At 67.9% G+C, this 22914-nt stretch carries 20 protein-coding genes and 1 pseudogene; 10 read left to right on the plus strand and 11 right to left on the minus strand.

What is annotated here, in order from left to right; all coding sequences use genetic code 11:
* Positions 1-170: 170 nt before the first annotated feature.
* Positions 171-1082, minus strand: coding sequence for an NmrA/HSCARG family protein (locus ACRYA2_RS09535; RefSeq protein ID WP_433626951.1), 912 nt, complete (start codon positions 1080-1082; stop codon positions 171-173).
* Between the two features lie 186 nt (positions 1083-1268).
* The gene (locus tag ACRYA2_RS09540; protein WP_433627121.1) at positions 1269-2384 is read right to left on the minus strand and encodes an aminotransferase class V-fold PLP-dependent enzyme; all 1116 of its coding nucleotides are present in this window, start codon (positions 2382-2384) and stop codon (positions 1269-1271) included.
* 136 nt (positions 2385-2520) lie between these two features.
* Between ACRYA2_RS09540 and mce the strand changes: the two genes are divergently transcribed.
* Positions 2521-2904 carry a methylmalonyl-CoA epimerase gene (gene mce / locus ACRYA2_RS09545; protein ID WP_433626954.1) on the plus strand — a complete coding sequence of 128 codons (384 nt, stop codon included), beginning with the start codon at positions 2521-2523 and terminating at the stop codon, positions 2902-2904.
* Between the two features lie 57 nt (positions 2905-2961).
* Here mce and ACRYA2_RS09550 read toward each other — a convergent pair whose 3' ends face one another.
* On the minus strand, positions 2962-4875 hold the full coding sequence (locus tag ACRYA2_RS09550) for a beta-CASP ribonuclease aCPSF1 (RefSeq protein WP_433626956.1): 1914 nt from the start codon (positions 4873-4875) through the stop codon (positions 2962-2964).
* A 309-nt stretch (positions 4876-5184) separates the two neighbouring features.
* Between ACRYA2_RS09550 and ACRYA2_RS09555 the strand changes: the two genes are divergently transcribed.
* Positions 5185-5688 (plus strand): DUF7984 family protein, encoded by a 504-nt coding sequence (locus tag ACRYA2_RS09555; RefSeq protein ID WP_433626959.1) that lies wholly within the window; start codon positions 5185-5187, stop codon positions 5686-5688.
* A gap of 40 nt (positions 5689-5728) precedes the next feature.
* Here the strand turns inward: ACRYA2_RS09555 and ACRYA2_RS09560 are convergent, their stop codons facing one another.
* Positions 5729-6247 carry an NUDIX domain-containing protein gene (locus ACRYA2_RS09560; protein ID WP_433626962.1) on the minus strand — a complete coding sequence of 173 codons (519 nt, stop codon included), beginning with the start codon at positions 6245-6247 and terminating at the stop codon, positions 5729-5731.
* Between the two features lie 80 nt (positions 6248-6327).
* Here ACRYA2_RS09560 and ACRYA2_RS09565 point away from each other — a divergent pair.
* The 5 genes and pseudogenes from ACRYA2_RS09565 to ACRYA2_RS09585 all read left to right on the plus strand — a co-directional run bounded on the left by ACRYA2_RS09565 (position 6328) and on the right by ACRYA2_RS09585 (position 14575).
* Positions 6328-6790, plus strand: a pseudogene (locus ACRYA2_RS09565) (8-oxo-dGTP diphosphatase).
* A 101-nt stretch (positions 6791-6891) separates the two neighbouring features.
* Positions 6892-8349 (plus strand): proline--tRNA ligase, encoded by a 1458-nt coding sequence (proS, locus tag ACRYA2_RS09570; protein ID WP_433626964.1) that lies wholly within the window; start codon positions 6892-6894, stop codon positions 8347-8349.
* Between the two features lie 313 nt (positions 8350-8662).
* The gene (locus ACRYA2_RS09575; protein WP_433626967.1) at positions 8663-9163 is read left to right on the plus strand and encodes an Lrp/AsnC family transcriptional regulator; all 501 of its coding nucleotides are present in this window, start codon (positions 8663-8665) and stop codon (positions 9161-9163) included.
* A gap of 206 nt (positions 9164-9369) precedes the next feature.
* A complete protein-coding gene (gene gltB, locus ACRYA2_RS09580; RefSeq protein WP_433626970.1) occupies positions 9370-13929 on the plus strand; it encodes a glutamate synthase large subunit in 4560 nt (1519 codons plus the stop codon).
* 43 nt (positions 13930-13972) lie between these two features.
* Positions 13973-14575: a hypothetical protein gene (locus ACRYA2_RS09585; RefSeq protein ID WP_433626973.1), complete on the plus strand. Its 603-nt coding sequence runs from the start codon at positions 13973-13975 to the stop codon at positions 14573-14575.
* Positions 14576-14594: 19 nt separating this feature from the next.
* Here the strand turns inward: ACRYA2_RS09585 and ACRYA2_RS09590 are convergent, their stop codons facing one another.
* Positions 14595-15332, minus strand: a complete 738-nt coding sequence (locus tag ACRYA2_RS09590; RefSeq protein ID WP_433626976.1) for a GNAT family N-acetyltransferase — start codon at positions 15330-15332, stop codon at positions 14595-14597.
* A 143-nt stretch (positions 15333-15475) separates the two neighbouring features.
* On the opposite strand from ACRYA2_RS09590, the gene ACRYA2_RS09595 reads away from it, so the two are divergent.
* On the plus strand, positions 15476-16513 hold the full coding sequence (locus ACRYA2_RS09595) for an NAD-dependent epimerase/dehydratase family protein (protein WP_433626979.1): 1038 nt from the start codon (positions 15476-15478) through the stop codon (positions 16511-16513).
* A 78-nt stretch (positions 16514-16591) separates the two neighbouring features.
* On the opposite strand, the gene ACRYA2_RS09600 is transcribed toward ACRYA2_RS09595, so the two are convergent.
* The 4 genes from ACRYA2_RS09600 to ACRYA2_RS09615 form a co-directional block, all read right to left on the minus strand.
* Positions 16592-16879, minus strand: coding sequence for a hypothetical protein (locus ACRYA2_RS09600; RefSeq protein ID WP_433626982.1), 288 nt, complete (start codon positions 16877-16879; stop codon positions 16592-16594).
* Between the two features lie 208 nt (positions 16880-17087).
* Positions 17088-17213, minus strand: coding sequence for a hypothetical protein (locus ACRYA2_RS09605; protein ID WP_433626985.1), 126 nt, complete (start codon positions 17211-17213; stop codon positions 17088-17090).
* 217 nt (positions 17214-17430) lie between these two features.
* A complete protein-coding gene (locus tag ACRYA2_RS09610; RefSeq protein WP_433626988.1) occupies positions 17431-18123 on the minus strand; it encodes a hypothetical protein in 693 nt (230 codons plus the stop codon).
* Positions 18056-18928, minus strand: a complete 873-nt coding sequence (locus tag ACRYA2_RS09615) for a DsbA family protein (RefSeq protein WP_433626991.1) — start codon at positions 18926-18928, stop codon at positions 18056-18058. The genes ACRYA2_RS09610 and ACRYA2_RS09615 overlap by 68 nt, the downstream gene beginning before the upstream one ends.
* A gap of 214 nt (positions 18929-19142) precedes the next feature.
* Here ACRYA2_RS09615 and ACRYA2_RS09620 point away from each other — a divergent pair, with 214 nt between their 5' ends.
* A complete protein-coding gene (locus ACRYA2_RS09620; RefSeq protein WP_433626993.1) occupies positions 19143-20243 on the plus strand; it encodes a glycoside hydrolase 5 family protein in 1101 nt (366 codons plus the stop codon).
* A gap of 3 nt (positions 20244-20246) precedes the next feature.
* Here ACRYA2_RS09620 and ACRYA2_RS09625 read toward each other — a convergent pair whose 3' ends face one another.
* Positions 20247-21116, minus strand: a complete 870-nt coding sequence (locus ACRYA2_RS09625) for a right-handed parallel beta-helix repeat-containing protein (protein ID WP_433626995.1) — start codon at positions 21114-21116, stop codon at positions 20247-20249.
* 146 nt (positions 21117-21262) lie between these two features.
* Here ACRYA2_RS09625 and ACRYA2_RS09630 point away from each other — a divergent pair, with 146 nt between their 5' ends.
* Positions 21263-21598 (plus strand): DUF7113 family protein, encoded by a 336-nt coding sequence (locus tag ACRYA2_RS09630; protein WP_433626997.1) that lies wholly within the window; start codon positions 21263-21265, stop codon positions 21596-21598.
* On the opposite strand, the gene ACRYA2_RS09635 is transcribed toward ACRYA2_RS09630, so the two are convergent.
* The gene (locus ACRYA2_RS09635; RefSeq protein WP_433626999.1) at positions 21592-22851 is read right to left on the minus strand and encodes a DNA double-strand break repair nuclease NurA; all 1260 of its coding nucleotides are present in this window, start codon (positions 22849-22851) and stop codon (positions 21592-21594) included. The genes ACRYA2_RS09630 and ACRYA2_RS09635 overlap by 7 nt on opposite strands.
* Between the last annotated feature and the right edge of the window lie 63 nt (positions 22852-22914).

The raw sequence follows: 22914 nt of genomic DNA on the forward strand, positions 1-22914 counted from the left end.
GTCGCGCGAACGTCGTCGTACACCCCGGCTCGCCACCCCGTTGCCTGGCTCTCGTACAGCTGTCGGTCGGTGTCCATGCAGGGTGTGCGGCGAGGAGGTCAATCAGTCTTTTCGCGCGACGGTCTGGCCCGGCGGAATCGGTCGGGTCGCCACCGAAAACGGTGGTCGTACTAGAGTGCCTTGACCCACCCCGGAATCGACGCCATGCCCTCTTTGTCCTCCCAGCCGTGCTCGCGGAGGTACTCCTCCAGCGTCGTGAACTCGAAGCCGAACGTCTCCTCGAGCGCGTCGACGTCGGCGTCGTAGCCGACCTCGTTGAACCACTCACACATGACGGTGAACTCCTCGCCGAAGTCGTCGTAGGCGTCCTCGATGGGGACGTGGTACGGCTCCACGTCGACGCCGGTGACCTCCGACAGCACGTCGGCCGTCTCGGCCAGCGTCTTCTCGTCGCCCGCGAGTTCGAACCGTTCGCCGACGAACTCGTTGGGGTTCTCGAAGGCGGCCGCCGCGGCGCGTCCGACGTCGTCCACGTCGACCATCTGGAGCGAGACGCCCTCCTCCAGCGGGAGGGCGACGGTCCCGTCCTCCACGACGTCCTCCGCGAAGGCCTCGAAGTTCTGGAAGAAGAACACGGGCTGGAGGACCGTCATCGGAAGGTCGAGGTCCTGGGCGTGCCGTTCGATCTCCCAGGCCGAGTCGAAGTGCGGAATGCTGGTGTCGCGTTCGTGGCTTCCGACGCCGCTGTAGACGAAGTGGTCGACGCCCTCCTCGTCGGCGACCTGGGCGAGGTTCTTGCCCTGACGGACCTGTGCGTCGTAGCCCTGCGTCCAGAAGTTCGTCACCGCGAACACCGCGTCGGCGTCCGCGACGTGGGACCGGAACGACTCCTGGTCGTTCAGGTCGCCCTCGACCATCGTCACGCCGCGGTCGGCGAGTGCCCGCGCCGCGTCGCCGTCGGCGTCGCGGGTCAGTCCGCGAACGTCGAACTCCGTATCGGACGCGAGCAGGTTGTCCACGACCGCGCCGCCCTGATTTCCGGTCGCGCCCGCGACGAGGACGCGCGTTCGCTCGGCGGTCATCGTTACGCCCACCCCCGCGCGCCGGTGACGGAATCGGCGTGCGATGCGACCGTTCTCGTATCGACTCCGGAGAGTGCTCTCATTGCGCTAGTCGGTTCGCTCCGGAACCGCTTGTACGCTATGTGACGCCGACACAACCACGTAACAGAGATGTTAGCGGGCGGCCATCGCGCCGATAGCAGTCGCTCAGAGCAAAGCCAGCAACTCGTCGACGTCCCGCTCGGCGTTGAAGACGTGAACGGACGCTCGCACGGCCCCCTCGGGATACGGCAGCGCGCGAATCGTGATCCCCGCCTCGTCGGCGCGTTCGACGAACGCCTCCGGGTCGTCGACTTCGAACGTCACCAGTCCGGACTCGTACTCGCGGGGACTCAGCAGGCGAGCGTCCCCGGCCGCGGCGATGCCCTCCTTGAGCTGGTCCGTCAACCGCTCGATGCGGCCCTCGATGGTGTCGTAGCCGAGCTCTTCGACGACGTCGATGGCCTCCCGGAGGCCGGCGTACGGCGCGGGCGAGACGGTCCCCACTTCGAGGCGGTGGGCGCCGGGTTCGTAGGCGTACTCCTCGGCGTTGGGGTCCTCGACGCTCCGGTAGCCGACGTGTGCGGGTTCGAGGTGACGCTCCGCGCCCTCGGCCACGTGGAGGAATCCGGCGCCGAACGGTCCGAGCAGCCACTTGTGGCCCGCGCCGGCGACGAAGTCCGCTCCCCAGTCGGTCACGTCGACCGCCATCTGGCCGGGGCACTGGACCGCGTCCACGAGCACGAGCGCGCCGGCGTCGTGTGCGACGTCGACGACGTCGGTGACCGGGAGCAGCGTCCCGTGCGTCCAGGTCAGCGAACTCAGACAGACGAGCTTCGCGCCCTCGACCGCCTCCCGCATCGCGTCGACGTCGAGGCGACCGCCCTCGGTCTCGACCACCTCGACCCGAACGTCGTGTCGAGCGAGGCGCTTCCACGGTAGGATGCCCGAGGAGTGTTCGAGGTCGGTTCGGACGACCGCGTCGCCCGGTTCCCAGTCGAGCGCGGCGGCGATGCGGTTGATGCCGTCGGTGGTGCTCTGGGTGAGCGCGATCTCCTCGGCGGTCGCACCGAGGTGGTCCGCGACCGCCTCGCGCGTCCGGTCGAACGCGTCGAACGCCGCGGAGTACATCCCCTCGCCCGCGGGCGCGTCGTACTCCTGATACTCCAGACACGACTCGACCGCGTCCACCACGCGCGTCGGACTCGGTCCGCTCGCGCCGGTGTTCAGATACGTCGTCCGCTCCAGCGCCGGGATGTCCGAACGGAGTTCTGTCGGCGTCACAGTGGGACGGCTCACGTTGCCCCGACGTAATAGCTCCCCGGTTGGTCGCGTCGGCCTCCGGGGGCGGCCGACGCCTCCGCGAGCGACGCGCGACGGTTTCAGGAGAACTATTGTCGGAGCGGCCGTCGGCTCGGATATGCAGCTCGACCACGTCGGCGTCGCCACCGACGACGCCGCGGAACTGGCGGATCTGTACGGCGAACTCTTCGACGCACCGGTCGCCCACGAGGAGGAGTTCGACGGCATGCGCGTCGTCTTCCTTGCGTTCGACGGGGGCTACTTCGAACTGCTCGAACCGATGGAGGACGGGACAATCGCGCGGTATCTCGACCGGAACGGGCCCGGCGTCCACCACGTCGCGCTCCGGACCGAGGACGTAGAGGGCGCGCTCGAAACCGTTCGGGAACGCGGCGTCGAACTCGTCGACGACGAGCCCCGACCCGGCGCGTGGGGCCACGACGTGGCCTTCCTGCATCCGAAGTCGACGGGCGGCGTGCTCGTCGAGTTCGTGGAGCACTGATGGTCGAGACGGCGGGTGAGAGGGAGAGCGCGGCGCGTCGACGCCGCGCGAGGGCGTTCACTTGAAGCGGAACGTCTCGAGGTTCTTCGGCGCGAACGTGCGGATGTTGTGTTCGTGGTACAGCGACGAGGAGAGGTCCTGGGTCGCGGACTCGTCGCCGTGGACGCAGAGCACCTTCTCGGGGCGCGGGTTCATCGTCTTCACGAAGTTCATCAGCCCCTGGCGGTCGGCGTGGCCGGAGAAGCCGTCCACGGTCTCGACGTCCATGTTGAGCGAGAGCGTCTTCCCGCGGCTGCGGCCGTTCAGCGGAATCTCGTCCCAGCCGTTCTGGATGCGGCGGCCGAGCGTCCCCTGGGCCTGGTACCCGACGAACACCATCGTGTTGTCCGGGTCGCTGCCGAGATGTTCGAGCCAGGACATGATGGGGCCGCCGGTGACCATGCCAGACGTGGAGAGCACGATGCACTGGTCGCCGTCGGCGACGTCCTGGCGCTCCTCCTCGCCGCCGTCGATGTGGTTGAACTGGGGCGCGAGGAAGGGGTTCTCGTCCTCGTGGAAGATGCGGTCCCGGAGTTCGTCGCGCAGGTACTCGGGATACGTCGTGTGGATGGCCGTCGCCTCCCAGATCATCCCGTCCAGGTGGACGGGCATCGTCGGGATGTCGCCGCTGCGCATCGCCTCTTCGAGGACGAGCATCATCTCCTGGGACCGGCCGACCGCGAACGACGGGATGACGACCTTGCCGCCCTCCTCGTACGTCTCGTTGATGACCTTCTTCAGGTGGCGCTCGCTGTCCTCCTGGTCGGTCTGGTAGTCGTTGCGACCGCCGTACGTGGATTCGAGGACGAGCGTCTCGACGCGCGGGAAGTCGTTGACCGCGCCGTTGAACAGTCGCGTGTCGGTGTAGTGGATGTCGCCGGAGAACGCGACGTTGTACAGGCCGTCACCGATGTGGAAGTGCGAGACGGCGGAGCCGAGGATGTGGCCTGCGTTGTGGAACGTGAGCTTCACGTCCGGCGCGATGTCGGTCACGTCGCCGTACTCGAGCGGGATGGTGTGCTTGATGGCCTCCCGGACCATCTCGCTGTCGTACGGCGGGGTGCGACCCTCTTTCGCCGCGACGTCGAGGTAGTCCAGTTGCAGCAGTCCCATCAGGTCGCGGGTCGGCTCGGTCGTGTAGATGGGGCCGTCGTAGCCGTACTTGAACAGGAGGGGGATGAGCGCGCTGTGGTCGAGGTGGGCGTGGGTGAGCACGACGGCGTCGATGGTGCTCGGCCCCGCCCCGAGCGCCTCCTCGACCTGGAGGTACGGCACGTCGTCGGAGCCGGGTTTGTCACCGCAGTCGATGAGGATGCGCGTCTCGGGCGTCGAGAGGATGAAGCTCGCGCGTCCGACCTCGCGACAGCAGCCGAGCGTCGTGATGCGAACCCACTCCTCGTCGCTCATCTCCTCGCGGTGTATCTGGCGACCCACCTTCTCGAGGATGGTGCGTCGCTCCTCGCGCTCCTGTTTCAGGAAGTTGCGCACGTTCGACACCGTCGACGATTCGATGGGTGGCGTGCGAACGACTTCGGGCGTCCAGCCGACCTGCTGGGTTATCTCGCGCAGCGTCGACCCGTGCTTCCCGATGACCATCCCGGGCTTCTCGGCCTCGACGACGACTTCGCCGGTGTCGGCGTGGAAGTCCAGGTCGGTCACGCCGGCCTCTTCCGGGACGACGTCCATAATCTCCTCCCGCGCGTCGTCGGGGCGCGAGAGCACGTCCGGGTCCGGACGCACGGTGATGCGCTTGCGAAGCTGGCTCGCCAACTTCCGGATGAGGTCGCCGTTGCGCGCGAACTTCTTCGGGTCGCGCGTGTAGACGACCAGTTCCGGGCCTTCGTACTTGACGTCCGACACTGAGATGTCGCTCGGTAACTCGCTCGTGATCTCTTCTTTGAGGTCCTCGAGTTGTTGTTCTACTTGGCTCATGGTGAGAAAGGTCCACTTCGTCCGTTCGGACAGCGTGTGCTGGAGGGTGTCGTCCGACGCCCATCGAGTCGTCGCAGCCAGCGGTCGACCACTGCACCGTGCAACGGCCTATCACCGTGACCACTACGACTGACAATACAGCACAGCATAGATTGTCTCGGTTTTCCGCGGGATTGCGCGCGAAGCGCGTGGTGTCCTCCCCGGAAGTGTATGGGGAGACGGAGGAAAACCCGCTTAGCAGAACGTAGACGGTGCGGTTATAAAAGCTTTCTCAAAATCCCTAAATCAACCGTGACCGTCGGTTCCCCCATGAACCTCTCGCCCGACGCCGTCGCCGACGAGCGCGACTGGGTCCGCGACCGAACCGAGGTGGTGACGCTCATCAACCGCGTCCGCGCCGACCTCGGCGAGACGTTCGACGTCGACGTCGACGCCGTCACCGAGGCCGCGTATCGCGAGGAGGTCGACGCCGTCTTCGCCGACGGCGACCTCGCCGTCAACGTCGCGGCGCTGGTCGGCCTCCTCAGGGACCTGGACGTCGAGGACGACTACCCCGGCTTCGTGGTCGACGAACTCCTCGGCCGCGAACTCGCCGGGATGCTCGCCGGCAACCAGCCCCTGCGCCTGCTCGGCGAGGCCACCTTCCACTACGCGGATGTTGGCCACCACCCCGACGCCGAGACCGCACCGGACCGCGAGGCGGCGGAACCGGCGGGCGTCGACGACCTGGAGGCCGCGCTCGCCGCGGGGTTCCAGACCCGGCTTCCGGGGTGGGACTGGCGCGAGGAGCAGAGTCCGTTCTCGGTCGAGTAGGCCGGTCACCGTCGCCCGGACCGGTCCCGACGCGGCGGGGCTAGTCCAGTATCGCCGCGTCTCGAAGTCTGCGTCGTCCCAACCGCCGAAAGTCTATCGCCTCCGACCGGACCGACTCGACGGGCACGAACCGGGCGTCCGCGGCGTCGGAATCGGCCGTCGCCTCGCCCTCGGTCGCGGCGCGGTCGACGCGGTAGTTTATCGAGCGACGGTTCGCCCGCGGACCTTCCGACATGACCGTTCCGACGAGTTCCAGGTCGGCGGGGTCCGCGACGAGTCCCGTCTCCTCGGCGAGTTCGCGGGCGGCGGCCTCGCGTGCTGGTTCGTCGTACTCCGGATGGCCAGCCGGGAGGTCCCAGCGACCTGCGTCCCGGCCTCCGGCGCGCCGAATCAACAGCACGCGGTCGTCCTCGCGGACCGTCACGCTCGTCGTCGGTACCGACTGTCGCCACCACGTACGGTCGCAAGACGGACAGTGGTCCCGGTCCCTCCCTTCGAACTCGACGGTCGCCAGTTCGCCACCGCAGTCGGAGCAGTAGTCCGGAGCGACTGCTATCATCGAGTTCGACCGCGCACCGCGTCCCCATCAATTCCAGGTAATTCGATAAGTCTATTCGGCAAGGGTTCGAGCGAGCGCCCGTGCAACACGCGACGCTCTGTTACCCCATCGAGGACGAACGCGTCCTGCTCATCCACAAGAAGCGCGGTCTCGGCGACGGGAAGTACGTCGGTCCCGGCGGCAAGCTGGAGGCGGGCGAGACGCCCCGCGAGTGCGTCGTCCGGGAGGTCGAAGAGGAGGTGGGCGTGACGGTCCGGGGCCCGGAGAAGGTCGGCGAGTTCCGGTTCGTCTTCGGCGACGACCCTCGGATGCACGTTCACGTCTTCCGCGCGTACGACTCTCGAGGGGACGCCGACGGAGACGCCCGAGGCGGACCCCGAGTGGTTCGCGTTCGACGACGTTCCGTACGACGAGATGTGGGACGACGACCGACTCTGGCTCCCTCACCTGTTCGAGGGCGAGACGTTTGAGGGGACGTTTCGCTTCGACGCCGACGGCGAAGAGATGGTCGACCACGAACTGACGTTCGGTGTGGCACTCTGACGCGACGACCGTCCGTCGCCGGCCCCTCGTCGCGTCCTCTAGCGCCGTCCCGTCAGCGTCGAACACGGCGGGTTTATTATTCTCGTGACTGACCATCGAGTATGAGCGACGACGAACAGGAACTCGGGATAACCGAGCGCAAGGAGTACAGTCCCGGCGAGTGGTACGCCGAAGTGGTGAAGAAAGCGGAACTCGCCGACTACGCGCCGATGGGCGGGTTCATCGTCACTCGGCCCCGGGGGTACGCGCTGTGGGAGGGCCTCCAGGACCACCTCGACTCGTGGTTCAAGGACACCGGGTCGCAGAACGCCTACTTCCCGGCGCTCATCCCCGAGAGCTACCTCGAACGCGAGAGCGACATCGTCGAGGGGTTCGACCCCGAGGTGGCGTGGGTCACCCACGGCGGCCACGACGAACTCGACGAGCGACTCGCCTTCCGGCCCACGAGCGAGAGCATCATCACGCCGTTCATGAGCAAGTGGGTCCGCAGCCACCGCGACCTGCCCATGCGGTTGAACCAGTGGTGTAGCGTCGTCCGCTGGGAGGCGACGGAGACGAAGCCGTTCTTCCGGACGAAGGAGTTCCTCTGGCAGGAGGGCCACACCGCACACGAGACCGAGGAAGAGGCGTGGGACGAGACGATGACCCGTCTCGGCCAGTACGAACGCGTCATGGAGGAGGTGCTCGCGGTGCCAGTCATGCGCGGGCGCAAGCCGGCACACGACAAGTTCCCCGGCGCGCACACGACGACGACGGTGGAGGCGCTGATGCCCGACGGCAAGTCCGTCCAGAGCGCGACGAGCCACTATCTCGGCCAGGGGTTCGCGGAGGCGTACGACCTCGTCTTCACCGACGAGAACGAGGACGAGCGGGTCGCCCACACGACCTCGTGGGGGCTGTCGTGGCGCGCGCTCGGCGCGCTCATCATGACCCACAGCGACGACCAGGGGTTCGTCTGTCCGCCCACCATCGCGCCCGAACAGGTCGTCATCGTCCCCATCTGGAACGAGGAGAACCGGGAGGAGGTGCTGTCGTACGCCGAGGGTGTCGCGGACGACCTGGAGGAGGCCGGCATCCGCGTCGAACTCGACGACCGCGACGAGCGCAACCCCGGCTTCAAGTTCAACGAGTGGGAGCTCAAGGGCGTCCCCGTGCGGTTCGAGATCGGCCCGAACGAGGTCGAGGACGACGAGGTCACCGTCGTCCACCGTCCCGACGGCGAGAGCGTCACCGAGGAGCGCGTCGACATCGTCGAGACCACCCGCGACCACTTCGACGCCGTCTTCGACAAACTGTACGAGGCCGCGGAGGAGAACTTAGAGGAGAACGTCCGCGAAGCCTACGAGGTTTCCCAGATTCTCGGCACCATCGGCCAGCACGGCGGCTACGTCAAGACGCCGTGGTGCGGCGACGAGGCCTGCGAGACGGTCGTCAAGGACGAGATCGCCGCCGAAATCGTGATGCTCCCGCTGGACCGCGACGAGGAACCCATCGGCGAGGAGTGTGCGGTCTGTGGCGACGCGGCCGAAGAGACCGCGTACTTCGCGAAGTCGTACTGAGTCCACGACCGCTCTTTCGCGACGGTGCGTTTCTCACAGCGGGGTTCGCTCTGGCCCGTACGAACCACGTACACCGAGACCCGGATGCCGTTCGTTCTGTCAATCTTCCGATTACCTCCGATTCGGGGCGTTCAGAAACCGGGGTCTCCGAGTTTACGGAACCGGCGTCCGCGGCTTCGGGCGCACGAACGAGGACTCGTGGACGGGGAGTTCCGCCTGAGTGCAATCGAATCGGCGGCATCGTCGGCGCCAGAGTTTATCAAAAACCGAAATGTTAGAAACGTTTTAGATACGCGGGTGAGGTAGAGGAGACATGGCCGAAGTCAATCTCGACGAGAAAGATTTCGATATCCTTCGCTGGCTGGACAGGGACGGCGACATCGACGTCGACGAGGTGAGCGAGGAGCTCGGCATCAGCACCTCGACGGTGTACTATCGCCTCGACAAGTACCGAAAGCAGGGCATCGTCTCGGGCACCGTCTCGAAACTGGACGCCGACGAACTCGGCCTCGAACTGACGGCCATCACCGAGATACGGTGCGATTACGAGTCCGAGTACGACGAACTCGGCGAGCGACTCTGCGACGTGTCGGGCGTGCGGACGGTGTACTTCGTGCTCGGGGAGCAGTCGTTCACGCTCGTCTCGCACCTCCGCGACCACGACCACCTCCAGGAGTACGTCAACCGCATCGTCGACATCGAGGGCGTCGACCACTCCTCGACGCGGGTGGTGCTGGAGACGTTCAAAGACGAGGAGCGCCTACTCGTCAACTACGACGAAAACGACTTGGAAGCGCTCATCGAAGGCGCGTAACCGCTACGACTTCTCGGTGACCGTTCATCTTCTTATCTCGAATAAAGGGGAAGAACGAACTTTTTTCTCCGGATACGATTCTGTATTTCGAAAATTTTTGCCATACTGTCACCGTTCGTTCACTATATAAGGGGGTATATTTGACAATAACATACCCTTGGTCCTTCAGGAGTAGCCTCTTGTATCGGTTCGCCATCCGTCCGCACATGACGCAGTCGACTCTCGCCGACCCGACCGACCAGCGGTCAAACTGCGGCGTCGGCGTCGTGATGGACCTCGACGGTGACGGGGGTCACGGCGTCGTCGCCGACGCACTCGAACTACTTGCGAACCTCGAACACCGCGGCACCACCGGCGCGGAGCAGAACACCGGTGACGGTGCGGGCGTCCTTCTCCGGCAACCGCGCGCGTTCTTCGACGCCGAACTCGACCGAGACCTCCCGGCCGAGTACGCCGTCGGCCAGCTCTTTCTTCCGCAGGACGCCGCCGCGCGCGACGAATGTCGGACTCTCGTCGAGGACGCGCTGGCCGAGGAGGGCCTCGACCTCTTCCACTGGCGCGAGGTACCCACGGACGACGAGGGGCTCGGCGCGACCGCGGTTGCGTCCGAGCCGGCCGTCTACCAGTGTTTCGTCCGCCCGGCGGCGGGGCAGTCGACCGACGAGTTCGACCGCTCGCTGTACGTCGGCCGGCGCGCGGTCGAGCGGGCGGTCGACGAGCGCGCGGCCGACCCGGACGCGGACGTGGACGAGGCCGCCGCCGACCGCTTCTACGTCTGCTCGCTCGACCGCCAGACCCTCGTCTACAAGGGGCTCCTGAAAGGCGACCAGCTGGCCGACTACTACCCGGACCTCACGGACGACCGCCTCGGGTCGGCGTTCGCGCTGGTCCACGCTCGCTTCTCGACGAACACGCTCGGAGCGTGGCATCTTGCGCATCCGTACCGCAACGTCGTCCACAACGGCGAGATAAACACCATCCAGGGGAACGCCAACTGGATGGCGGCCCGGGAGAGCGACCTCGACAGTGACCGCTTCGACGTGGACAGGCTCACCCCGGTCACGACCGCCGACGGGAGCGACACGGCCGTCCTCGACGACGTGATCGAACTGCTGGTCGAGGACGGTCGCGAGTTGCCCCACGCGCTCCGGATGCTCGTCCCGGAGGCGTGGCGCGGACGCGACGTGAGCGACGACCGCGAGGCGTGGTACGACTTCCACGCCTCGCTGGTCGAACCCTGGGACGGCCCCGCGCTGGTCGTCGCGACCGACGGCGAGCGCGTCGGCGCGGTGCTCGACCGCAACGGGTTGCGCCCGTGCCGGTACGACGTGACGACCGACGGCCGGCTCGTGATGGCCAGCGAGGCGGGAGCGCTCGACCACGACCCCGGGACCGTCGCCGAGCGCGGCCGGCTCGAACCCGGCCAGCTGTTTCTCGCCGACCCCGAGCAAGGCCGCATCGTACCGGACGAGGAGGTGTTCGCCGACCTCACGGACGAGCGGTACGCCGAGTGGGTCGACGCCGAGCAGGTCGAACTCGACGACCTGCCGGACGCCGCGGCCGACGTCGCACCCCGGAACCGGGTCGAGTCGCTGCGCGCCCACCAGGCGCTCTACGGCTACAGCCGCGACGAACTCGACGAACTGCTGGAGCCGATGGCGACCGCGGGCAAGGACCCCGTCGGCTCGATGGGCGACGACACGCCGCTGTCGGTACTGTCCGACTTCAACCGGCCGCTGTTCTCGTACTTCAAGCAACTGTTCGCGCAGGTGACGAACCCGCCGCTGGACTACATCAGGGAGGAACTCGTGACGAGCCTCGAGAGTCGGCTCGGACCGCAGCGTAACCTCCTCGACGAGTCGCCCGCCCACGCCCGGCAACTGGTCGCCGACTCGCCCGTGCTGTCGGACGCCGAGACGGCCGCCATCCGGAACCTCGACGGCGACGGCGAGGCGCTCCGGAGCGAGACGGTCGACGCGACCTTCGACCCCGCCACCGCGCTCGAAGACGCGGTCGAGCGACTGCGCGCCGACGCCCGCGCGGCGGTCGAGGGCGGTGCAGACCTGGTCGTCCTCTCGGACCGGGCGGCCGGCGAGGAGCGCGTGCCGATTCCGAGTTTGCTGGCGACCGGCGCGGTCCACCACGACCTCGTCCGTCGCGGTCTCCGCGCCCGGACCGGCCTCGTCGTGGAGTCGGGTGACCCGCGGACCGTCCACCACCTCGCGACCCTCGTCGGCTACGGCGCGGGCGCGGTGAACCCCTACCTCGCCTACCAGTCCATCGCCGACCTCGTGGCCGGCCCCGACGGCGCGGACGCCGAGGCGGCGGTCGCGGCGTACGTCTCGGCGCTGGAGGACGGCCTGCTGAAGACGATGGCCAAGATGGGCATCTCGACCGTCGAGAGCTACCAGGGGGCGCAGGTGTTCGAGGCGGTCGGCCTCGACTCCGACTTCGTCGCGGAGTACTTCGAGGGGACCGAGAACCGCACGGAGGGCGTCGGCGTCGAGGAGATAGAGGCCGACCTCCGGGAGCGCCACGAGGCGGCGTTCGACGACCCCGACGTCGAGCGTCGCGGCGAGTTCGAACACCGCTCGAACGGCATCCACCACCAGTGGAATCCGAGCACTGTGGGCGCGCTCCAGAGCGCGGTCCGGCGGGACGACCCGGAGCAGTACGCGGAGTTCGCCGAGCAGGTCAACGACCAGGAGGGACGGCTCCAGACCCTGCGCGGCCTGCTCGAATTCGACGCCGAGGACCGCGAGTCGATTCCGGTCGAGGACGTAGAACCCGTCTCCGACATCGTCGAGCGGTTCTCGACGGCCGCGATGAGCCTCGGGTCGCTCTCCCCGGAGGCCCACGAGAACAACGCGGAGGCGATGGCCCGCACGGGCGGGAAGGCCAACACCGGCGAGGGCGGGGAACCGCCGGAGCGGTTCGGCACCGACCGGGAGTGTTCGGTCAAGCAGGTCGCCAGCGGTCGGTTCGGCGTCACCAGCGAGTACCTCGCGTCGGCCGACGAGATTCAGATAAAGATGGCCCAGGGGTCGAAACCCGGCGAGGGCGGCCACCTCCCGGGGAGCAAGGTGAACGAGATGATAGCCGACGTGCGCTACGCGACGCCCGGCGTCGGTCTCATCTCGCCGCCGCCCCAGCACGACATCTACAGCATCGAGGACCTGAAACAGCTCGTTCACGACCTCAAGGTGGCGAACGAGGACGCCGACGTGAACGTCAAACTCGTCTCGGAGGCCGGCATCGGCACCATCGCGGCGGGCGTCGCCAAGGCCAACGCCGACGTGGTCCACGTCTCGGGCCACTCCGGCGGGACGGGCGCGAGTCCGCGCACCTCCATCAAGCACGCCGGCCTCCCGTGGGAACTCGGGCTGGCCGAGGCGAACCAGATGCTGCGCCAGACCGGCCTGCGCTCGCGCATCCGGGTGAGCGTCGACGGCGGCTTGAAGACCGGCCGCGACGTGGCGGTCGCCGCGCTGCTCGGCGGGGAGGAGTTCGTCTTCGGCACCGCCAGCCTCGTCACCAGCGGTTGCGTGATGGCCCGCCAGTGCCACGAGAACACCTGTCCGGTCGGCATCGCCACCCAGGACGAGGACCTCCGCAGCCGGTTCCCCGGCGAACCGGAACACGTCGTCAACTACATGCAGTTCATCGCGACCGAACTCCGGGAGATAATGGCCGACCTCGGCTTCGAGACGGTCGAGGAGATGGTCGGCCGGGTGGACGTCCTTGACCAGCGCGACACCGACCACCCGAAGGCCCGGGACCTCGACCTCTCGGCCGTTCTAGCGGACCCCGAGACGGCCGCGAGCGAATCGGCCGGCGATGCAGGCGGGCACGCGGCGTCGACCGCGCGCACGAAGATTCGCGAGCAGGACCACGACATCGGCGACCACCTCGACCGCGACCTGCTCGCCGACGCCGAACCCGCCCTGGCGGACGGCGTGCCGGTCGAACTCGACCGCACCATCTCGAACGAGGACCGGTCGGTCGGCGCGATGCTCTCCGGAGAGATATCGAAGCGCCACGGCGGCGACGGACTCCCGGACGGCACCGTCACCTGTCGGTTCGAGGGGACCGCCGGCCAGAGCTTCGGCGCGTTCCTCGCGTCCGGCGTCTCTATGCACCTTGACGGCGCGGCCAACGACTACGTCGGCAAGGGACTGTCGGGCGGTCGCGTGGTCGTCCGCACGCCCGACGAAGCGCCGTACGCCGCCGACGAGAACACGCTCGTCGGCAACGTCGCCCTCTACGGTGCGACCCAGGGCGAGGCGTACGTCAACGGCGTCGCGGGCGAGCGCTTCGCCGTCCGCAATAGCGGCGTTACGGCGGTCGTCGAGGGCGTCGGCGACCACGGCTGCGAGTACATGACCGGCGGCGTCGTCGCCGTCCTCGGCGAGACGGGCCAGAACTTCGCGGCCGGGATGAGCGGCGGCGTGGCGTACGTCCTCGACGAGAGCGGCGACTTCGCCGACCGGGCCAACCCCGGGATGGTGTCGGTGCGCGACGTGAGCGAGCGCGACGAGCGCGTGCTGCGCCGCCTCGTCGAGAACCACGCCGCGTACACGGACAGCGAGAAGGCCGAGGAACTGCTCGCGAACTGGGAGACCGCCCTCTCGCAGTTCGTGACGGTGATGCCCGAGGCGTACGAGCGGGCCGTCACCGAGGACGGCCGCGAGGACGTTCGCACGTCGCTGCCGGACGCGGTCGCCGAGCCGTCGGACGTTCCCCCGCTCGCCGGCGGGGCCGACTGACGGCGGGCGGAGATTTATACCGGAAGCCGGGACCAACCTCGGCGTGAACCGACGAACCTACCTCGCGCTGGCCAGCACCGGAATCGCGTCGCTCGCCGGCTGTTCTGACGTGTTCGGGAACGGAACGCCGATCGACGCCCCGTGTCCGACGTTCGACGACGCCGACCGGACGATATGCGCCCACACTGCCGACGACCCGCCGGCGCTCCTCGACCCCGGCCGCTGGACCGTGACCGAGGGACGGCAGACGGTGCTCCGATTCACGCTGACGAACCGTACCGACGACGAGGTGACGTTCAACCCGCAGCCGACGCTCGAACGCCGCGAAGACGGCGACTGGACCCGCGTCGCGCCGCTGGTTCGCAGCGCCGACTCGAAGGCGCTTCGTCCGGACGGGGAGTTCGACTGGCGACTCGTGTTCGGTACTCTCCCCGACCGCGTTTCCTCAACCGGCAGTGGAAACGCGACCGAGAGCGGACGAACGACCGAGAGTAGACAAACGACCAGCGACGCGTACACGGTCCCGGCGCTCGGCCTGGACGCCGGACTGTGCGCGCTGACCGTCAGCGTCTCGCTCGCCGGTGACGCGATTCGCTGCGTCGCGCCGTTCCGGGTTACGGCGGCCGGGACGACCACCGACGGCTGACCGGCGGTCGACCGGGATGTCAGAGGTACGAAGCGTCCCAGCGGGCGGCCTTGCGCTTGTTGCCGCACTCGTTGCAGTGGATGCGCTCCATGCTGTCCATCGCGTTGTCGACGCTCTCGCAGTTCGCACAGAAGTAGCCGTAGCGGTTCTCGCAGGCCTCGTCGCTGAACGTGACGAAGAACGGTCCCTTCGACCCGCGACTGCTCTCGGCGCGGTTGATGTAGAGGGTCTTCCCGTCGAACTCCCGGGTTTCCAGAATCTCGGCCTCCTCGGTCCTGGCGTAGACATTCTCGTCGAACTCCTCGCCGGCGATTTTGGCGGTCCGCTCGCCGACCTTCCTGAAGCCGTGGCTCTCGTAGAACTCGACGCCGTCCTCGTTGTCGGCGAGCACGTAGCCCGACAGCGTCTCGTTGCCGCGCTCCTCGAGTTCCTCCTGGGTGCGCCCGAGCAGCGTCGTCGCGACGCCGCTGTCGCGGTGGTCGGGGTCGACGTGTAGCCAGAGGACGTTCGCCTCGGGAACCTCCGGCAGCACCTCGCTCTGGGAGAACCCGACGACGTCGCCGCCCTCCATTGCTACGAGGAATAGCGTCCCCTGGCTCTGGAGTTCGGACTCCAGGCGGTCCTCGGCGTACCACTCCTCGACGGCGTGTTCGATGACGTCCTCGTCGAGGACGTGGGAGTACGACGCGGTGAGCGACCGGGCGGCGACGTCCTGAATCCCGGCGAGGTCTTCGGTTCGTGCTTCGCGCACTTGCATAGTACCGGAGTACTCGCTCCTTTGGGGTAAACGTTCTGTCGGCCGTTCCGACACGGGCGTCCCCGCGCCGGACCGTTCCGCCGGTACGCGCCGCTTCGCCGCCTCCGGTATCGTTTTCCGCTCCGCAACGCAACCGATTCGGCATGGACACCGCACTCGTCGTCGGCGGCACGCGGTTCATCGGCCGCCATCTCGTCTCCGAACTGCTCGACCACGGCTACGACGTGACCACCTTCAACCGCGGGAACCACGACGACCCGTTCGCGGACGACGACCGCGTCGCTCGCGTCGAGGGCGACCGGACGAACGACTCCGCCCTGGAGCTGGCCCGCGACGAAGTCGACCCCGACGCCGTCTTCGACTGCGTGGCGTACAAGCCGAAAGACGTGCGGGCCGCCACGGAGATATTCTCCGACGTCGACGCCTACGTCTACATCTCCAGCGGGGCCGCCTACGGCGCGGAGGAGATTCCGAAGCGGGAGGACGAGACGGAGCTTCGAGACTGCACGACCGAACAGGCCACCGACGACTCTCAGGAGTCGTACGGCGCTCGCAAGGCGGAGGGCGACCGCGCCGTCTTCGCCGCCGCGGGGCGGGGGAGTCGGGGGTCCGGCGGAGGGTCGGAGCGGTCGCGGTCCGGCGACGGCGTGAACGCGATGAGCGTCCGCCCCTGCATCGTCTACGGCCCCCACGACTACACCGAGCGCCTGGACTTCTGGATCGACCGCGTGGCGAACTACGACCGCGTCCTCGTGCCGGGCGACGGGACCAACGTCTGGCACCGCGCCTACGTCGAGGACGTGGCGAGCGCGCTCCGCTTCGTCGCCGAGGAGGGGACGCCCGGCGAGGCGTACAACGTCGGCGACCGCCGCCTCGTGACGCTCGGCGAGATGGTCGAGGTCATCGCCGACGCGCTGGACACCGACGTCGAGGTGGTCACCGCCAGCGACCGGGAACTGTCCGCAGGCGACATCTCGACGGACGACTACGTGCTCTACCGCGAGTACCCGCACGTCCTCGACACGAACAAACTCGCCTCGCTGGGCTGGGAGTCGACGCCCCTCCGCGAGGCGATGGCGCGCTCCGTCGCCGACTACCGGGAGAGCGACCGGGACGGCAGCGAGCACGATCCCGGCCGGGAGAACGAGGAGCGCGTCCTCGGCGTCCTCGACACTATCTGAGCGGTTTCGCCGGACCCTCCGGTGCGGGTCGGCGCTTTCGGCGTGACGATACCGGCCGGCACAGAATCGAGCGGCCGTTCAGTCCAGCGCGGACGGCGTGAAGTCGGGATAGACGAGCAAGACGACTCCCAGGGGGGTGAACGTCAGCGGGTCGTACGGGACGGCGAGCGGACCGTCCGTCATCGTCGAGAGTCCGACCAGCAACAACGGGACGCCGGCGACCGTCGTCGCCCGGCGTTCCCACGCCGGCACAAGCTCGCGGTGCTTTTCCTCCGGACTCTGGAGGAGTCTCGCGATGGCTCGACCGACGAGGGCGAAAGCGGACAGCGACGTGAGCGCGTTCACGACTCCGGCGAACGGAGGCATACGACGACTGACGTGTAAGGGATGGAAAACGTTTCGCAGCGGTCCGAACACCCGCCGGATGCGCGTACTCCGTCTTCGCGGCGAGTTCTCGTCGGAGAACGTGCGTTCAGAAAGTGCCCGCGAGGCGACCTTCAGTGAACTCTGGCGACGACCGTCGCCTGCAGCGACGGTGAAAGCGAGTCCAGGACGATTCGGCGGCCATCCCGGACTATCGTATCACGTCGACCGGATCTTCGGCGCTTATCCATGCGCGGACGGAGTCCTCGGCGCGAAGTTCGAACCGGCCGCCGCGGTAGTACCCCACGACGCGAGGTTCGGTCTGCTGCTCGGGCATCTCCTCTCTTCCTACGAGCGCTTCCCGCCTAACTATGAGGCAGTTAACGACCCGGAAGCTGTTGGCTGGAACCGACGCCGTTCCCTACGGAACCGTCGCGCTCGTCGGCACGCGCTCGGAAGAGGTCGACGCCTGCAGCTATTAAGGACCGTCTAAGGGCCGCGACGGACCGGTCGCGTCGCCGGCGAGGCGCTGGTCGCCCTCGACGGTCGTCGCGTTACGCGCCCTCGAAGACGAGGTAGCCCACGCGCTCCGCGGACCAGTGGTTCGTCTCGTCGTCGTCGCTGCGCTCCTCGTCGACGTGGACCTCGACGCCGTCGCTGGAGAGGTTACGGTAGCGCACGGTGGCGGTGTCCGGGCCGTTGTACGTCTGGATGTCCGCGACGAACTGCGGGTCGGCGTAGTCGCCGTCGAAGGATATCTCGTGCCAGTCGTCGGTCACCTGCCAGCCGGTTCGCCCGACCTCGAACGGTGCGCCGTCGAGCGTTCCCCGTCCCGGTTCGACGGCGAGATAGCCGACGGACTCCTCGGTGTGCCAACCGCCGGCCTCCCGCTCCTGGACGCGGACGCCGACGCCGTCGGTGGACACCCACCGATGGCGGCTGACGACCCCGTCCCCGCCGCGCCGGGTCTGGGGCTGGCTGAAGACGACGGGGGTCGAGCCGAACGCCTGGTCGAAGTCGACGTAGGTGAACCGGTGGTCGGTCGTGATGCGACCCACCTCCGCCGCGGGTCCGTCGAGCGAGTGCGTTCCCTCCTCAAGGGCGACGTGCCCCAGTCGCTCGCTGGTGTGGGTACCGTCCTCGTACGCCCACTCGTCGAGGCGGAACCCGAAGTGGTCGTCAGCGACCGAGCGCAGGCGGACGTGGACCGGGTCCGGTCCGTCGTAGGTGGTCGACTTCGCTATCACGACCGGCGCGTCGTACGACTGCGACAGCGACTGGTCGTGCCACTCCCAGGCGGGGTCCTGTCGGACGGTCCTCGTCCCGGACTCGCCGAGCGAGCTGCTGGTCGTTCCGGTACCGTCTTCGGGTAGATGGCCGGCGATCCAGTCCAAAAGCTCCTGGGTGCCGTGGTGCGGTGGTCGCGCCGTCGAGCGCGAGCGTCGGCGTGAACGTGACGCCGACGTCGCCGGCGGCGTACCGGGTCTGGTAGACCGGATCCTCGTAGTCGCTGTCCTTCGCCCGCGAGATGGCGCCCCAGCGATGGTCGACGTCGGAGTCGTTCATCCGGGAGCGCATCTCGTCGTACGTGACCGTTCCGGACACCTGACTCTCGAACATGTCGCGGAAGAACGCCCAGTAGTCGTCGGGGGCGAGGTCCCACGCGCCCATCGCGCACTCGGAGATGCGCGGGTCGCTGTCGGAGATGTAGTAGTACGACGAACCGTGCGAGGACTGTCCCGGCGGCTCGTACGCCAGCGCCCGGTAACGGAGGTCGAGTTTGCCCGGTTCGACGAACTCCTCGACGACCGCTTCGAGGTTGCCGAGCACGAACTCCTTCGTGTACGGGCACTTGAAGTTGCCGTACAGCGTCGCGGTCGGGTTCGACCCTTCACCCATGGTCGCGTACGTGAACTGTCCGGGTTCGCCGGGTACCGGTGCGGTCGACACCGGGTCGGTCGCGTCGTTTGCGCTCGCCGTGCCGGTGAATCCGAACAGTGCTGCACCGCCGGTGAGGCGGAGGAACTGTCGTCGTGTCTCGTTTCGTCCCATTGAAGGTTTTCCGGGGTGGAGAGTCTACCATAAATGGGAAGAATAGTTGAATTTTCTAGACGGGGTCTAAATACGTTCCAGACCGTTGCAAACAGTTGTATGGAGATTCGGACCTGTTCGAAAGGGGGTCTTACCAGTTCTGGCCACGGCTCCGTCGGCGCGACCGTTGGACCAACCGTTAGGTACACGTCGGTTCAGGTGTTCGTGTCTGTGAATGGTTCGGCGCAGTTCGAGACGACGGTTTCTCGCCGCCTGTGCGACTGGCGCGTCGGTGCTCGGCGGTTGCATCGGTGCCGGTATGGATCCTCCGCCGGTCGACGTGCGCGGCGCGATGTACCTCCCGGCGCGGGCGTTCAACACCTACCAGATGTGGGGCACTTACGAACCCGGCGTCACCGAGCGTGACCTGCGGTTCGCCGACCGACTGAACCTCAACGCCGTGCGAGTGTGGCTGAACTACGAAGCGTGGAATCGCGACCCGGAAGAGGTGGGGCGGGCGCTCGACCACTTCCTGAAGACGGCCGACGACCACGACATCCGCGTCGTGCTCGGCATCTTCGAGGGCGTCGGCCGGCCGCCGATTCCGAAGAACCTCCACGACACGGACCCGTGGACGGCTCCCTCGGTCTTCTCGCCGCGCATGGTGGTGATGAAGAACCGCGACCGGTGGGACGGTCCCCGTCGGTTCGTGCGCTGGGTGATGGACCGCCACCGCGACGACGACCGCCTGCTCGCCATCGAGGTGATGAACGAACCCGGCTGGCGCGACTGGAAGAAGCGGTTCGCTCGCGCGATGTTCGAGGTCACCCGTCAGGAGCGCGGTCGCATCCCGCTCACCATCGGCGCGACCAGCCTCGCCAACGCCGCCGAGTACTACGACTGGGGCATCGACGTCGTCCAGTTCCACTACAACTTCGCGGGCTCGCAGGCCACCTTCCGGGACGTACTCCAGCAGGCCGTCGACCTCCGGGAGAGCACCGACACGCCGGTCTGGCTCTCGGAGTGGCAACGGGTGGTGGACTTCGCCTGGCGGGAGGTCCCGGTACTGCAGCGCGGCCCGAACTACTCCTCGCTCGCCCCGCTCATCCGGGAGACCGGGGTCGGCAACTTCTTCTGGTCGCTCATGCTCAAGCCGGCGTACATGCTCGGCCAGCGTCGCAGGGGCATCCTCAACGGCGTGTTCCACGAGGACGGCGCGGTCTGGAGCACCGACGACGCCCGCGCCATCAAGTCGATGTCCGGCGAGGAGACCTTCGAGGGCGAACAGCGCCGCGAGTGGCCCGACTGGGCCGCCGAAGTGAAACGCCGCGTCTGACCGTCAGCGTTCGAGTCCGGCGTACGCCAGTACGTCGCCGTAGTCCAGGTTGCCGTCGTCGTCGAAATCCAGTCCCAGTCGCTGGTCGGCGGTCACCGCGTTCGCGCCGAGGTAGTGGGTAGTCACGACCGCGGGGAGCGCGGCGACGTCCCAGACCCCGACCCGGCCGTTCCCGGTCAGGTCCTCGTACCGACCGTCGCCGTCGGCGTCCAGCGGCGGTCCGAGCGAGACCCCGACGCCGAACGCCTCGACGCCGAACGGCGCGTAAACGCCGACGACGTGGTTTCCGCGCGTCTCGGTCCGCCGGAGGACGTCGTCGCCGGGGTCGGCGAGCGCGACGCCGTGCAGGTTCCTCTCGGCCCTAACGCCGACCACGCGCGCGTCGGCGTTCCGGACGTCGACGCCGATGGCGTTCTCGACGGCGGTCACGCCCCGCACCGTCACGTCCGACGCGTCGCGCACGTAGACGCCGCGGTTCCAGTCGGTGACCCGGAGGTTCCGAACGGTCACGTTCGAGACGTTGGCGACAAGGACGCCGGTCGTGTCGCTGACGCCGTTGCCGTCGACGGCGTGCCCGCGTCCGTCGAGGGTCACGTCGCTCGCCGCGACCTCGATGCAGGCGCTCGAGAGGGGTGGGTTGCCGTTCACGTCGCCGGCGAGGACGTACCGGCCGGGCTCGCCGATGGTCGTGCAGGAGTCGATGCGCGTCGGGGTCACGGCGCGGTCGGCGCTCGCGTCGTCGACCGCCGCGCCGGTGCCGTCGTCGAGAGCATCCGTCACGTCGCGTGCGCCGGCGGTGACGCCGGAGACGACTCCCGCGAGGACGACTGCGAGCGCGAGTCCGACGACGAGTCCGGACCTGCTGGAGGGCATCATGGACTGTGGCACGCCGTTGTCCCCGTTATAACCTGCGAATCCGCGGTCGGTCGCCGGGGTTCGCCGCCCTCGTTCCGCGGAGTGTCGGTCGGGGCGTCGGACGCTCCACGCTCCTTTTATTGTGTCGGCGCGTACGAAATGGCATGTTGCTCATTCGCGGCGAGGCAGGGGGCACCACCCTGACGGGGACGCTGTACGAGCGCGGCGAGCGCGCGCCCTCGTTCAAGGGTGCGCCGGACGAGGACGCCCCGTACGTGTGGGTCTGCGACGAGTTCTACGAGGTCGAGAGCGGGGGGACCGCCCAGATGGTCAAGGGCGAGGAGGTCAACGTCGCCTTCGAGTCGCCGATGCCGCGGGGGTTCGACACGCGCGACCAGGCGCTGACGGCGGCCCGCGAGCACGTCCGCACCCAGTTTCTCCGTATCGGCATCGACGCCGACGACGTCGACGTCACGGTCGAGAAGGCCGAACTTCAGTAGTCCCGTCCCCAGCGGACGGCGTTGTAGTTCTCGTCCAGTTCGCTGTCGAACGACTCCTCGAACCGGTCCAGCAACGAGCGCGTGCTGTCGTGGCTGATGCGGGCGAGTTCGTCGGCCTTCGCGATGACCGTCGGCGGGCCGCGCTCGACGGCGATGGCCTTCAGCACCTGGCGCTCTATCTTCCGCCGACACGCTTCGTCGCGGGTGAACGCGTGCGGCGCTTCGATCTTGTACACCAGGTCGCGCCGCGGGTCGTACACCATGCAGAACGTGACGTCGTACCGGTCGCGGTCCAGGTCGCGGTCGAGGTACCGGTCGGCTTCGCTGCTGCCGAAGAACGCGTCGGACCCGGCCCGCGAGCGGAACCAGTTCGTCAGCGTCAGGTCGTCGGTGACGCGCTCGTACTCGTCGCCGACGCGCTCGCGGCGTTCGAGCACCTGCGAGAAGAAGCCGGCGTCGTGGGCCCACGGTGCGAGCATCTCCTTGTCCCGGAGCGCCCGGACGACCGCTTTCGCGGATATGTTCTTGACGAACCCGGCGAGCGGCACGTCGCGCTCGACGAACCGCTCGACCAGTCGGACGTAGTTGTCGAGGACGGCGTGGACGGTGGCCGAGTCGTCGAACAGCGCGGGGAGTTCCGTCCCGCGGTCGCGCCAGCGCAGCAGCCCCTTCGGGTAGATGGGACCGTCGAGCAGGAGGAAGTCGGCCACGTCGTCGGCGTGTTCGAGCGCGTGCCGACTCTCGGCGACGTAGAGCGCGAGCGCGTGAACCACGTCCTCCTCGTACTGGTCGCAGCGCGGCGCGTGGACGATGCGGCGCTCGCTGGCCTCGCCGTCGCCGTATCGTTCCCACTCCGTGTCGAAGTCGCGGGAGGTGTCGTTCGTGTGGACCGCCTTGACGACGGTCCGGGAGTCGTGGAGGTCGAGGTCGGAGGGCGTCGCACTCATGGCGGCGTGGGCCACGTCGACCACGAGTCCGTTCTTGAACACCTTCGGGTTGATGCTGCCCGAGTCGAGGCCGTGCATCGTCGGGAACCGGTCGGCTTCGAGCGCCACGTCCTCGACGTCGACGCAGCGCCGCCGCAGGTCGTCGAGCGGTTCCAGAATCCGCGTGCCGTTCGCGTCGACCAGGGGGTCGAGGAAGTCGTTCCAGACGGTCTCCGCGAGTTCCCGGTGGTCGCGCTCCTCGCCCTCGTAGTCCACCCTGTCGGCCAGCTCTGCGATGCCGTCGAAATGCACCGGGTCGAGGGTCATATCGTCCGATTCCTTCGCAGCGAAAAAAGTGCCCCGATGAGCGGTCCGGCGGTCGAGCGGTCA

Source organism: Halomicrococcus pelagicus, assembly GCF_050954125.1.